Here is a 12,303-nt window from a genome sequence, read left to right as displayed (position 1 = left end):
CTTTCTCTGCCATCCTGTGCCGCGGGATCGCGCTCTCGGGCGGTCTCTTGGTCTTCTGGTGGGGGGGGGGNTGGCGGNGCCNNNGGGGGTGGGGGTGCTGTGCTTTCCGGGCCGTCCAACGCCAGCAGTTGCTCGGCGGTCTGCCGGGTCAGCTGCCACGAGCCGTCGGACCGGGCGAACTCCATCGGGTAGGTGAACTCTCCGCCGTCGGGCCCGGCCGTTCTGACCACCACCGTCGCGATGACGTTGCCGGGATCTGATTGTGACCACGCGAGGTCTCGGGTCTCGAAGGCAAGTGGTAGCGCGCCGTTGTCCCGCAGGGCGATGCCGAATCGATCGAGTTCGGAAGCCTCGTCGGCCGCGCCGTCCTCGATCAGAGCCACCTTCTGCTCGCCGGGGATCGCCGGGTCGGACAGTCTGCTCATCACGTCGATCAACGCCGACGCAGGAGGCAGCGGCGGTCCGCCGGGTCCCGGCGGGGCGGGCGGCGGCATCCCGACTGACGGTGCCGGTGAGGTTTCCACCGTCGGCGACGCCACCGGAGGGGCCGGTTGGCTGCACCCGCCCAGTCCGAGCGCCGCCGCGATCGCGGCGGCGCTGCAGACTGCGACGGTGCGGCGCACCAGTGTCACGAATCGGTAAGTGTCAGCCTACCGACGTGACTAGGGCGAGAGCCGACTGCTTCGAGATCTGCCAGCCGGTCGGGCTCGGACCCGCCACGAACGTCAACGGCTGGGTCGCGACCACACCGGAGGCGGCCGTCGCGGTGACGTTCGCCGTCGCCACGGGACCGTTCTGGTCGATCGCGTCGATCGCGAAGCTCAGCGGGAAGTACCCCTTGGCCGCGGCGTTGTTGTAGGCGCGGTCAGCGGTGATGCCTTCGATCCGGCCGATCCCGCCCTGGATGTAGCTGGCCTTGGATCCGGAGAAAGAGCCTGGTCCGGACAGCGCGGACAGGGTAGACAGCAGCGGGCCCTGCAGATCGGGTGCCGGCGCGGCCGGCAGCGGCACGTCGAAGACGACCGGCTGCACCGCGGGCTGTGCGGGGGCGCCGGGGGTCCCGGTGCCGCCTGCAATTAGGGTCACACCCGCCGCCGCAGCACCCACTACAACGGCTGCTGCTGCCCCAGCTGTCAAGCTGGTAACGAGGGTTTTCAGGGTCACGGCTGTCCTTCCGTTCGGCCGAACTGATCATCAAAGGCTAACAGTGTTGCTGGTGTGTCGAATTCCTAGAGCACACACAAAGACTGAATCGCCGGTAGCGTTGAAGTTGTTACCGCGCCAACATCCGGTGTGGGAAAGGAGCTCAAGCATGAATGAGTCCGAGCGTTCTGAGGCCTTGTCCCCAGAGGACGCAGCAGAACTTGAGAACCTTCGCCGTGAGGCCGCGCTGCTTCGCGAGCAACTGGAGAACGCCGTAGGCCCACAGAGCGGACTGCGCAGTGCGCGCGATGTGCACCAGCTCGAGGCGCGCATCGATTCGCTGGCGGCCCGGAATGCCAAGCTGATGGACACCCTCAAGGAAGCGCGTCAGCAGTTGCTGGCGCTGCGCGAGGAAGTCGACCGGCTCGGCCAGCCGCCCAGCGGCTACGGCGTACTGCTCGCCGTCCAGGAGGACGACACGGTCGATGTGTTCACCTCGGGTCGCAAGATGCGCCTGACATGCTCGCCGAACATCGACACCAAGGAACTCAAGCAGGGCCAGACGGTTCGCCTCAACGAAGCGCTGACGGTCGTGGAAGCAGGTCACTTCGAGTCCGTCGGGGAGATCAGCACCCTTCGCGAAATCCTCTCCGACGGATATCGTGCGCTGGTCGTCGGCCACGCCGACGAGGAGCGGATCGTCTGGCTGGCCGAACCCCTGGTCGCGGCCGAGCACCTGCCCGACGGGTACGACGACGACGTGCTCGGTGACGACCGGCCGCGCAAGCTGCGCCCCGGCGACTCGCTGCTGGTCGACACCAAGGCGGGGTACGCCTTCGAGCGCATCCCCAAGGCCGAGGTCGAGGATCTGGTGCTCGAAGAAGTCCCCGACGTCAGCTACAACGACATCGGTGGCCTGGGCCGTCAGATCGAGCAGATCCGCGACGCCGTGGAGCTGCCGTTCCTGCACAAGGAGCTCTACCGGGAGTACTCGCTGCGCCCGCCCAAAGGCGTGCTGCTCTACGGTCCGCCCGGATGCGGCAAGACGCTGATCGCCAAGGCCGTGGCCAACTCGCTGGCCAAGAAGATGGCCGAGGTGCGCGGCGACGACGCCCGCGAGGCGAAGTCGTACTTCCTCAACATCAAGGGCCCCGAACTGCTGAACAAGTTCGTCGGGGAGACCGAGCGTCACATCCGGCTGATCTTCCAGCGGGCACGCGAGAAGGCCTCCGAGGGAACCCCGGTCATCGTGTTCTTCGATGAGATGGACTCCATCTTCCGTACCCGCGGCACCGGGGTGAGCTCTGACGTCGAGACCACCGTCGTCCCGCAGTTGCTCAGCGAGATCGACGGCGTGGAGGGTTTGGAGAACGTCATCGTGATCGGGGCGTCGAACCGCGAGGACATGATCGATCCGGCGATCCTGCGGCCCGGCCGGCTGGACGTCAAGATCAAGATCGAGCGGCCCGACGCGGAATCGGCGCAGGACATCTTCAGCAAGTACCTCACCGAGGAACTGCCGATCAACGAAGACGATCTGGCCGAGTTCAGCGGCGACCGCAGCCTGACGATCAAGGCGATGATCGAGAAGGTCGTCGACCGGATGTACGCCGAGATCGACGACAACCGGTTCCTGGAGGTCACCTATGCCAACGGTGACAAGGAAGTCATGTACTTCAAGGACTTCAACTCCGGGGCGATGATCCAGAACGTCGTCGACCGGGCGAAGAAGAACGCGATCAAGTCGGTCCTCGAGACCGGGCAGCGCGGGCTGCGGATCCAGCATCTGCTGGACTCGATCATCGACGAGTTCGCCGAGAACGAGGACCTGCCCAACACCACCAATCCGGACGACTGGGCCCGGATCTCGGGGAAGAAGGGTGAGCGGATCGTCTACATCCGCACGCTCGTCACCGGCAAGTCGTCGAGTGCAAGCAGGGCTATTGACACCGAGTCGAACCTCGGCCAGTACCTCTAGCGACCGGCGGACGCCAGCGAGTAGCTGTTGGTCAGGTCGTCCTGGAGCACCTGGGCGGCCTGACTGCTGGTGTCGATCCGTAGCTCTTCGTCGAGATCATGGGAGCGGTATGACCAGCCTTCGGGCAGGCGCAGCCGGGCGCCCAGTCCGGCGAGGTCTTCGTAGGACAGCTCGGGGTCGACGACCTGGCTCCACGTCTGCATCACCCACGTCCGGCCCTGCGGGTCGACGAGCTCGAACACGGGCTCACCGGCGTCGTAGACGAACACCGCGTTACGGGCGACGGTGTTGGCCAGATAGGGCGCGGGGTTCATCGACGTCAACGCGACGGTCGCCTGGCGGATCATGTCGATCCCGCCGAACGTCGCCGTCTCCTGCGGTCCGCTGGTGTCCTTCTCGATGCCGTCCATCAGCCAGTACCGGGGGCCGTTGAGCAGCGCCGCCGCCGCGCCGTGCTTCTTGGCGATGGCGTCCGCGTCGAGTTGCGACCACAGCTCGGCCGGGCAGTCGTTGAGGCCGAACGTGTTGTAGACGACGGCTTGCGGACCTTCTCCGGGGTTCGTGCCGACGCTCACCAGGAGGACCTCGCCGTAGCGCTTACCTCGCAGCCCGTTCACCGGAATGAATGTAGTCCGTTCGACGGCTGGATCAGCGGCATCCGCAGAGCAAGAATTGAGCAATATTTCCTATCATCGGCGGGCCCTGTGAGCAGTACTCTCGAGCGGTGACATCATCCCGACCGCTTCTGGCCCTGCTGATGGTGGCCCCGGTGGTCGCAGGATGCCAGTTCTCCTTCTCCGCCGGCGGCCCGGACTACGAGAAGCTCGAGACCGCGATCGCCGACGAGCTCAACACCCAGTACTCCGCGATCTCCCGGCAGGTCGACAAGGTCGAGTGCCCCCGCCCGTCGGAGTCGCCGAAGGCGGGATCCAGCTTCAACTGCATCGCTGATCTCGAGGGCAACGACGTGCGGGTGGAGGTGAACTTCACCGACGACGACTACAACGTCGACTTCGCCACCCTCGATGTGGTCTACGACCTCGCCGAGACGAGCAAAGGTCTGTCCGAGGACGTCTCGCAGGACTACGGCTTCGACGTCACGGTGAGTTGCGGCGACGGGCTGAAGGTGGTGGCGGTGGGGGAGTCGTTCGAGTGTGAGGCGGCCGACCCGCGCGGAGACACGCGGCCGGTCAGGGTGACCGCCGGAGGCCCTGACGGCCAGGACACCTGGGAAGTGGTCGAGGGGAGCTGAGCGGGGGGCCTCGCCGCCTCATCTGGGATAGCCTGCCTGCCAATGGCAGCGTTGGCGTGGCGCACAGAGCTCGGTAGCCGGTTGACGCGTGCGTGGGCTCAGACCCGCCGCGGCGGTGGCGAGGTGCATGTCCTGCTGGGGGATGCCGGGATGGGCAAATCCAGCGCGCTGTCCTGGCTGGCCGATGAGATCGGGCCCGCGGCACACGTGCTGACCTGTCGCGGAGGCGAGTTGGGGCCCCCGATGGCCACCGCGGTCGAAATCGCGACCCTGTTGCCGACCCCGGCGCCCTCCGATTGGTCCTCGGCGGACCTCGACCCGATGCGGGCCGCCGACGTGCTGTGTTCCGGGTTGGAGAACTCCACCGACGTCGCACTGCTCGTCGACGACATCCACGACGCGGACCCATCGAGCCGCACAGCACTGAATCTGGCGCTGCGCCGCGCGGTGCTCAGCGGGGCGCTGGTGGTCGTCACCGGCCGCCGCGTCCGGGCCACATCCGCCTTCGCCGAGGGGTTCTGCACTCACGAACTCCGCGGGCTGGCGCCGGACGACGCGATGGACGTGCTCGGTTCGGCTACCGACGCCCCGATTCACCCGTCGGTCGCCCGGCAACTGATCGAAGTCGCCTCCGGCAATCCGCTGGCCCTCGGTGAACTGCCCCAGGCGCTCTCGCGGGATCAGTTGAGTGGCGTCGCGCCGCTGCCGCAGGAGATCCCACTGGCCGGAAACCTGGCAGCCGTATTCACCCGTCAGCTTCCGTCACCGGGGAGCCCGGCCCGCGAACTACTCGATCGAATCGCGGTGTCCTCGGACGGCTCCTGGGCGGTCCTCGCCGAGTCCGAAACACCCAGTCCGCAAGCCGCTCTCGGTGAGCTCGAGAACCTCGGGCTGGTGTGGTTGTCCCACGGCCGGCTGAGTCTGCGCCACCCGTTGCTGCGCAGCGCGGTTCTCGGCGGGATGTCAGAGCGTCGAAGGCGGGCGCTCAACGCCGAGTTCGCGGCGATCCCGTCGGTGTCCGAAGAAGTCCGGCTGGCACACCGCGCGCAGGGCACGATCGGGCCGGACGAGACCCTCACCGACGAGCTCGTCGCCGCCGCCAAGGGGATGCGGGCCGGCCGCGGGATCGAGGCGGCTGCCCGAATGCTCGACCTCGCTGCGGGGATGACGGGCAGCGACTCGCGGCGGGGCCGATTGCGGCTTGAGGCAGCCGAACTGCTCGGGGCGGCGGGTGAGGCCGAGGCTGCCCGGCACCGTCTCGAGATGGTCTTGGCCGACCCGGCCTCGGGCGAGTTGTACGTGGCTGCAGCGCTGACGCTGGCGACGCTCGAAGCGTTGGACGGCGCCCCCGCCGCGGCCCAGCAACGGCTCACGGAATGCCTTGCCGTCGCGACGCCGGAGGAGGCCGGCGCCGTGCTCGCCCGGATGGCCATCCCGTTGGGCATGCTCGGTCTGGTCGCGCAGATCGTCGAGACCGCCCAGGCCGCCGTCGAACAGACCAAACCGGGGTCGGTCGAATCCGACGTGGCGACGGTAGTCCTCGCCCACGCTGCCAGCGCGTGGGACGAAGGTCGCGCCGACGAACTGGCGGGCACGCTGGACACCCTCGACCTGATGGCAGCCATCCGCCACGACCCACTGGTCGGGCTGCACGTCGGCAGGGCGATGTGCATCGCGGAGCGATACGAGGCCGGCGCATCCCAGCTGACCGGCTTGATCGGCACGCTTCGGCCCGAAGGTGCGCGGGCTTCGCTGGCGATGGCGTATGGCGCTCTCGGTGAAACCCACGTCCGCGCTTCACGATTCGACGACGCGCTGGTGTGTCTCGACGAGGCTGTGGCGCTCTGCCTGGCAACCGGGCAACGGGCGTTCGCGCCGTTCTGGCTGTCCCTGCGGGCCCGCGTGGCGGCGATCCGGGGTGACGACGAGGCCGCGGCCGCCGACCTGGAACTGGGTTTTGCGATCTCCGACGAACAATCGACCTTCGGCGCGCGCTACTTCCTGCTCGCCAACGCAGGGTTGGCGGCGCTCAGTGAGTGCAGGTACCACGACGTCGTCGGCCATCTGGGCGAATGCTGGGCGTTCGAGCAGGTGGCAGGGTTGTTGGCGCCGCAACTGGCACGGTGGCACGTCGATCTGGTCGAGGCGTATGTCGCGCTCGGCCGTCCAGGCGACGCCGAGCCGATCGTCGCCCATCTGGCCGACGTCGCCTCGACTCCCGGGGCCAGCCGGTGGACCCGGGCGACCGCTCGCCGGGGGCGGGCGCTGATGTGTGCGCAGGCGAGCCCGGAGCAGGCGCTGCGCCTGCTCGACGAGGCGATCGCGCTTTTTGATGTCGAGGCTGACGCGTTCGACCGTGCCCGGGCTTTGAGGGATAGGGCTACCGTGTCCGGCGACAGAGCCGAGCGCGAGCACGCCCGAAGTGAGGCCCTTTACGGGTTCCGCCGCATCGGCGCGTCGTCGTGGGCTGCACACCTGCAACCGACGACGCATTCCGAGGAGATCGGCAGGCTGACCGACTCCGAACGCCGGATCCTGGAAGAGGTCGCACGCGGGCTGACGAACCAACAGATCGCCAAGAAGATGCACCTGAGCGCCAAGACAGTCGCCAACCACCTCTATCGCGCATACCGCAAACTCGGGGTGTCCTCGCGGACCGAGGCGACTCGCCACATGCTGCTGTCCGAGGGAGGTCGGGATCAGGGGCGTTCGAGTTCGAGGTAGGCGTAGCACCCGCCGCGTCAGCACCAGAGGCAGTCCGCGGTGCAGCAATCAGTCGTGGATCCGCCGCAGCGCCAGATCGGGCGCTCACCGTGCCGCCGTCGCAGCGCGGTAGCGGTCCCTCGCCACCAGGGTGAGCCTGAGGTCGTCGATCAGCGGATCCAGGTACTGCTGCCGGTACTCCTTGTCGCTCACCGCCCGCGCGGCGAGGTACATGAACGTCAACGCGGTCAGGAACATCGTGACCTGGATCAGCGCGTCGGGTATCGGCAGCGTCATCCCCAGGACATGGCCGTCGGTTGATCCGCCCTGGGTCAAGGCCGCCAACATCTCCGGGCTCACCAGAAGGAGCCCGAGCGCAAGGAACAGCAGCCCGGTCACCACCGCGACGGTGAGTACCTGGACGATCTGGGACAGCGCCAGCACGAACACCACGTTGATTCGTTCCGGCTTGGACAACGCGACCCGGCGGGGCCGGTCGGGCAGTGTCTCGAACGGCGTTCCGGTCAGTTTCGCGGCGTCCTCGGGCTGCTTGGCATCCGGTTGCAGGATGGGGCGGACCCGGCTCAGCGTGCCGGACACCAGGAATGCCGCGGCGATGGCGAACAGGAACAGCAGTGCCATCCACAACCGGCCACGGCTGACGGTGGAGGCCATCGTCCAGACGGGGCCGTTGAAGAACACCAACACGGTGAGCAGCATCACCGGTAGCGCGCGCAGCAGCATGCTGCCCACAGACGCGAGGTTGGCCCCCGTCACCCGCGCCGCCCAGCCCAGAATCGAACCGATTCCTGTTGCGGTGCAGACCAATATCAGCGCGATGACCACCAGCTCGACGATCACGTCGACGATGACGTAGGAGCTCGGACCGCCGAACACGACGGCCAGCGCGGCCACCACCATCGTCGCGGTCGACACGGCGCCGCGCACCCGCAGGTCCTCGGCACGCGACACCAGCCAGCCCACCAGCGCCGCTGCCGGAAGCACCAGCACCACCACCCCGAGCAGAAACCACTCGGTGCGCGTCGGTGAACCGTCGATGTCGATGGTGTGCCGCCCGGTGACGGCGACGACCAGGATCGAGAACCCGAGCATCACCGCGAAAGCCGCGAACGCCGGCGCCGACCGCGTCCAGGTCCGACGCACCAAGGTGCCGGGACGCAGCACCGCGGGCAGGCCGCGCTGCAGGAACCAGCGTTCGGCGGCCAGGCGTTGCTCGGAGGTCGGACTCATTGTCGGCCAATCTCATCACGGCGTCCCGTCGCCCGCCTGCGTTCCACGCAGCCTCGTGACCTTGCCGGCAACCTTGACCTCTACGCTGGTCGGTATGCAACGGATCATCGGAACGGAGGTCGAGTACGGCATCTCTTCGCCGTCCGACCCGACGGCGAATCCGATCCTGACTTCCACGCAGGCGGTGCTGGCGTACGCAGCGGCCGCCGGCATCCAGCGCGCCAAGCGCACCCGGTGGGATTACGAGGTGGAATCCCCGCTGCGTGACGCACGCGGTTTCGACCTCAGCCGGGCGTCGGGCCCCCCGCCTGTCGTGGACGCCGACGAGGTCGGCGCCGCCAACATGATCCTGACCAACGGTGCCCGGCTCTACGTCGATCACGCCCACCCCGAGTACGCCGCGCCCGAGTGCACCGATCCGATGGACGCGGTGATCTGGGACAAGGCCGGGGAACGCGTGATGGAGGCCGCCGCGCGCCACGTCGCCAGCGTCCCCGGCGCGGCCCGGCTGCAGCTCTACAAGAACAACATCGACAACAAGGGTGCGTCCTACGGTTCGCACGAGAACTATCTGATGTCTCGCCAGACGCCGTTCTCGGCGATCATCGCCGGCCTGACGCCGTTTCTGGTGTCCCGCCAGGTGGTCACCGGGTCGGGCCGGGTCGGGATCGGGCCCTCGGGCGACGAGCCCGGATTCCAGCTCTCCCAGCGTTCCGACTACATCGAGGTCGAGGTCGGCCTCGAGACCACGCTCAAGCGCGGCATCATCAACACCCGCGACGAGCCCCATGCCGACGCCGACAAGTACCGGCGGCTGCACGTCATCATCGGCGACGCGAACCTGGCCGAGACGTCCACCTATCTGAAGGTCGGCGCGACCGCCCTGGTGCTCGACCTGATCGAGGAGGGGTTCGACCTCACCGATCTGGTGCTGGCCCGCCCGGTGCACGCCGTGCACGTCATCAGCCGAGACCCGTCGTTGCGGGCCACGGTGGCCCTGGCCGACGGCCGCGAACTCACGGCGTTGGCGCTGCAGCGGATCTATCTGGACCGGGTCGCCAAACTGGTCGACAGCCGCGACCCCGATCCACGGGCCTCCCATGTCGTCGAAACCTGGGCCAAGGTCCTCGATCTGCTCGAGCGTGATCCGATGGAGTGCGCCGACCTGCTGGACTGGCCGGCCAAGCTGCGGCTGCTCGAAGGGTTCCGCCAACGGGAGAACCTCGGTTGGTCGGCCCCCCGGCTGCACCTGGTGGATCTGCAGTACTCCGACGTGCGCCTGGACAAGGGGTTGTACAACCGTCTCGTGGCCCGGGGCTCGATGCAGCGGTTGGTCACCGAGCAGCAGGTACTCGACGCGGTCGACAACCCGCCGACCGACACCCGGGCCTACTTCCGGGGGGAGTGCCTGCGCCGGTTCGGGGCCGACATCGCCGCCGCCAGCTGGGACTCGGTGATCTTCGACCTCGGGGGCGATTCGCTGGTGCGGATTCCGACGCTGGAGCCGCTGCGGGGGAGCAAGGCCCATGTCGGGGCCCTGCTGGACTCGGTCGGCAGCGCCGTCGAACTCGTGGAGCAGCTGACGACCAGCTGATCGGACTATCCCCAGCAATCTCGCTGCCGACCGGTAGTGTGGTGGATTCAGACATACGCAGGAGGCAGCGATGGCCCAGGAGCAGACCAAGCGGGGTGGCGGCGGCGGTGATGACGACGACCCCGCCGGCAGCACGGGCGCCGGCCAGGAACGCCGCGAGAAGCTCGCCGAGGAGACCGACGACCTGCTCGACGAGATCGACGACGTTCTCGAGGAGAACGCCGAGGACTTCGTCCGCGCCTATGTCCAGAAGGGCGGCCAGTGACCTGGCCGCACCGCGAACAATCATTGCCCGGAGCTTTTGACGCCTTGCCGCACGTTATGTCCCATGGTGGTGTGAACCTGTCCTCGTTTTCCGACTTCCTGCGCCACCAGGCGCCACATCTGCTGCCCGGTTCCGGTTCCGGTTCTGGTCCGACACCGACGGACGCGGTGCCTCACGGAACCACCATCGTCGCGCTGAAGTATCCCGGCGGCGTGGTGATGGCCGGTGATCGGCGCGCGACCCAGGGCCACATGATTGCGAGCCGCGACGTCCAGAAGGTGTACATCACCGACGAATACACCGTGACGGGCATCGCCGGGACGGCTGCGATCGCGGTGGAGTTCGCCCGGTTGTACGCGGTGGAACTCGAGCACTACGAGAAGATCGAAGGGGTGGCGCTGACGTTTCCCGGCAAGGTGAACCGGTTGGCCACCATGGTCCGCGGCAACCTGGGCGCGGCGCTTCAGGGCTTCGTCGCACTGCCGTTGCTGGCCGGATACGACCTTGATGACAAGAACCCCGAGGGTGCAGGTCGGATCGTGTCGTTCGACGCCGCCGGCGGGTGGAACTTCGAGGAAGAGGGTTACCAATCCGTCGGCTCCGGCTCGATCTTCGCCAAGTCCTCGATGAAGAAGCTCTACTCGCAAGTCACCGACGCCGACTCCGCGCTGCGGGTCGCGATCGAAGCGCTCTACGACGCCGCCGACGACGACTCCGCGACCGGCGGGCCCGACCTGGTGCGGGGGATCTATCCGACCGCCGTGGCCATCGATGCCGACGGCGCCGCCGATGTGTCCGAGCAGAAGATCGCCGCGGTGTGCCGACAGATCATCGAGAGTCGTTCGCGGGCAGACACGTTCGGTCCCGACGCCGAGCCTCGAGGTGAGGATTCGTGAGCTTTCCCTATTTCATCTCGCCTGAGCAGGCGATGCGTGAGCGTTCGGAGTTGGCGCGCAAAGGTATCGCCCGGGGCCGCAGCGTCGTCGTGCTGGCCTACGCGGACGGCGTGCTGTTCGTCGCCGAGAACCCGTCGCGGTCCCTGCAGAAGGTCAGCGAGCTCTATGACCGTGTCGGTTTCGCCGCCGTCGGCCGGTTCAACGAGTTCAACAACCTGCGCAGCGGCGGCATCCGGTTCGCCGACACCCAGGGCTACGCGTACTCGCGCCGTGATGTGACCGGCCGCCAGCTCGCCAACGTCTACGCCCAGACGTTGGGAACGATCTTCACCGAGCAGGCCAAGCCGTACGAGGTGGAGTTGTGCGTGGCCGAGGTCGCCCACTACGGCGAGACCAAAGCCCCTGAGCTCTATCGCATCACCTACGACGGCTCGATCGCCGACGAGCCTCACTTCGTCGTGATGGGTGGGGTCACCGAACCGATCGCGACCGCACTCAACGAGTCCTACACCGAGAACGCGAGCCTGTCCGACGCGGTCGCGATCGCCGTGGCAGCGCTCAGTGCCAGCGGAGACGGCGGCGAGCCTCGCGTTCTGGGACCGGCCACGCTGGAGGTGGCGGTCCTGGAGGCCGATCGTCCGAGGCGGGCATTCCGGCGGATCACCGGTTCGGCGCTGGAAGCGTTGCTTCCGCAACGCGATTCGAGCGGCGCGGACGATGCTGCAGAAGCGCCGAAGGCGGACTCCTAGCAGTCCGTGGCGTCGCGGAACCGCCGGTGCAACTGTTGACGGCTGACACCGAGGACTCGGCCGATCTGCGCCCAGGTCAGCCCGGCCGCACGTCCCGCCCGAACGGCGTTCTCGTAGCGTGATTTTGCACGTGTCAGGTCGTCGCGGGCGTTCCTGAGCTCTCGGACGCTGTCGCCGCTGAGATAGTCCGCCAGTACCGGGTCGGGTGAGTCGTTTTCAGGTCGCTCGACCTTTCCGTAGATCTCTGCCTCGACGCGTGCTCTTATCGCGTCCAGTTCGGGATGGTCCTGCCACCACGGTTTCGTGCGCTCGGTGGCGGCATCGTCGTCGGCGTTGTCGTCGGCGTTGTCGTCGGGATTGTCGTCGGGATTGTCATTGTCGAAGTCGTCATCAATTGATGACAGCTCGGGACGGTGTGGGTCGGTCTGCTCCGGCGAGTCCATTCGACGACCTCCTCTCGTGACGCCAGCCT

Annotated in this window: 12 protein-coding genes; 7 read left to right on the top strand and 5 right to left on the bottom strand. The window is 67.5% G+C overall.

Going from position 1 to position 12,303, the window contains the following annotated elements; all coding sequences use genetic code 11:
- Both lppK and BEMPMBAN_RS30845 read right to left on the bottom strand, forming a co-directional pair.
- On the bottom strand, nucleotides 1-623 hold a 623-nt coding region (gene lppK / locus BEMPMBAN_RS33000), incomplete at its 3' end, for a lipoprotein LppK (RefSeq protein WP_425295026.1).
- 22 nt (nucleotides 624-645) lie between these two features.
- Complete coding sequence (locus BEMPMBAN_RS30845) at nucleotides 646-1,164, bottom strand: MTB12 family secreted protein (RefSeq protein WP_159235253.1); 519 nt, start codon at nucleotides 1,162-1,164, stop codon at nucleotides 646-648.
- Between the two features lie 148 nt (nucleotides 1,165-1,312).
- Here BEMPMBAN_RS30845 and arc point away from each other — a divergent pair, with 148 nt between their 5' ends.
- Nucleotides 1,313-3,121 carry a proteasome ATPase gene (arc, locus tag BEMPMBAN_RS30840; RefSeq protein ID WP_159235252.1) on the top strand — a complete coding sequence of 603 codons (1,809 nt, stop codon included), beginning with the start codon at nucleotides 1,313-1,315 and terminating at the stop codon, nucleotides 3,119-3,121.
- Here the strand turns inward: arc and BEMPMBAN_RS30835 are convergent.
- Nucleotides 3,118-3,738 carry a hypothetical protein gene (locus BEMPMBAN_RS30835; protein WP_159235251.1) on the bottom strand — a complete coding sequence of 207 codons (621 nt, stop codon included), beginning with the start codon at nucleotides 3,736-3,738 and terminating at the stop codon, nucleotides 3,118-3,120. The genes arc and BEMPMBAN_RS30835 overlap by 4 nt on opposite strands.
- Nucleotides 3,739-3,845: 107 nt before the next feature.
- Between BEMPMBAN_RS30835 and BEMPMBAN_RS30830 the strand changes: the two genes are divergently transcribed.
- Both BEMPMBAN_RS30830 and BEMPMBAN_RS30825 read left to right on the top strand, forming a co-directional pair.
- Nucleotides 3,846-4,373 carry a DUF4333 domain-containing protein gene (locus BEMPMBAN_RS30830; RefSeq protein ID WP_234897784.1) on the top strand — a complete coding sequence of 176 codons (528 nt, stop codon included), beginning with the start codon at nucleotides 3,846-3,848 and terminating at the stop codon, nucleotides 4,371-4,373.
- Nucleotides 4,374-4,415: 42 nt separating this feature from the next.
- Nucleotides 4,416-7,097: a helix-turn-helix transcriptional regulator gene (locus tag BEMPMBAN_RS30825; RefSeq protein ID WP_159235250.1), complete on the top strand. Its 2,682-nt coding sequence runs from the start codon at nucleotides 4,416-4,418 to the stop codon at nucleotides 7,095-7,097.
- Between the two features lie 84 nt (nucleotides 7,098-7,181).
- Here the strand turns inward: BEMPMBAN_RS30825 and BEMPMBAN_RS30820 are convergent, their stop codons facing one another.
- Complete coding sequence (locus BEMPMBAN_RS30820; protein WP_159235249.1) at nucleotides 7,182-8,327, bottom strand: hypothetical protein; 1,146 nt, start codon at nucleotides 8,325-8,327, stop codon at nucleotides 7,182-7,184.
- A 94-nt stretch (nucleotides 8,328-8,421) separates the two neighbouring features.
- Between BEMPMBAN_RS30820 and dop the strand changes: the two genes are divergently transcribed.
- From dop to prcA, 4 genes are all read left to right on the top strand, one after another.
- The gene (dop, locus tag BEMPMBAN_RS30815) at nucleotides 8,422-9,921 is read left to right on the top strand and encodes a depupylase/deamidase Dop (protein WP_159235248.1); all 1,500 of its coding nucleotides are present in this window, start codon (nucleotides 8,422-8,424) and stop codon (nucleotides 9,919-9,921) included.
- Nucleotides 9,922-9,991: 70 nt separating this feature from the next.
- Nucleotides 9,992-10,186 carry a ubiquitin-like protein Pup gene (locus tag BEMPMBAN_RS30810; protein ID WP_159235247.1) on the top strand — a complete coding sequence of 65 codons (195 nt, stop codon included), beginning with the start codon at nucleotides 9,992-9,994 and terminating at the stop codon, nucleotides 10,184-10,186.
- Nucleotides 10,183-11,082 carry a proteasome subunit beta gene (gene prcB / locus BEMPMBAN_RS30805; protein WP_425295024.1) on the top strand — a complete coding sequence of 300 codons (900 nt, stop codon included), beginning with the start codon at nucleotides 10,183-10,185 and terminating at the stop codon, nucleotides 11,080-11,082. The genes BEMPMBAN_RS30810 and prcB overlap by 4 nt, the downstream gene beginning before the upstream one ends.
- Complete coding sequence (prcA, locus tag BEMPMBAN_RS30800) at nucleotides 11,079-11,831, top strand: proteasome subunit alpha (protein WP_159235246.1); 753 nt, start codon at nucleotides 11,079-11,081, stop codon at nucleotides 11,829-11,831. Before prcB ends, prcA begins: the two co-directional genes overlap by 4 nt.
- Here the strand turns inward: prcA and BEMPMBAN_RS32855 are convergent.
- On the bottom strand, nucleotides 11,828-12,274 hold the full coding sequence (locus BEMPMBAN_RS32855) for a hypothetical protein (RefSeq protein WP_234897783.1): 447 nt from the start codon (nucleotides 12,272-12,274) through the stop codon (nucleotides 11,828-11,830). The two genes, prcA and BEMPMBAN_RS32855, sit on opposite strands and share 4 nt — an antisense overlap.
- Nucleotides 12,275-12,303 lie beyond the last annotated feature (29 nt).

Origin of the sequence: Mycolicibacterium austroafricanum (assembly GCF_902705885.1) — a bacterium.
GTDB classification, from domain to species: Bacteria; Actinomycetota; Actinomycetes; order Mycobacteriales; family Mycobacteriaceae; genus Mycobacterium; species Mycobacterium vanbaalenii_A.
Note: the sequence above shows the minus strand (reverse complement) of the source record. Positions and strands in the feature narration are given on the sequence as shown.

What these genes read in the sequence shown, in the direction of transcription:
- arc (WP_159235252.1), top strand. Translation starts at nt 1,313, where the DNA reads ATGAATGAGTCCGAGCGTTCTGAGGCCTTGTCCCCAGAGGACGCAGCA.
- BEMPMBAN_RS30825 (WP_159235250.1), top strand. Translation starts at nt 4,416, where the DNA reads ATGGCAGCGTTGGCGTGGCGCACAGAGCTCGGTAGCCGGTTGACGCGT.
- BEMPMBAN_RS30820 (WP_159235249.1), bottom strand. Translation starts at nt 8,327, where the DNA reads ATGAGTCCGACCTCCGAGCAACGCCTGGCCGCCGAACGCTGGTTCCTG.
- dop (WP_159235248.1), top strand. Translation starts at nt 8,422, where the DNA reads ATGCAACGGATCATCGGAACGGAGGTCGAGTACGGCATCTCTTCGCCG.
- BEMPMBAN_RS30810 (WP_159235247.1), top strand. Translation starts at nt 9,992, where the DNA reads ATGGCCCAGGAGCAGACCAAGCGGGGTGGCGGCGGCGGTGATGACGAC.
- BEMPMBAN_RS32855 (WP_234897783.1), bottom strand. Translation starts at nt 12,274, where the DNA reads ATGGACTCGCCGGAGCAGACCGACCCACACCGTCCCGAGCTGTCATCA.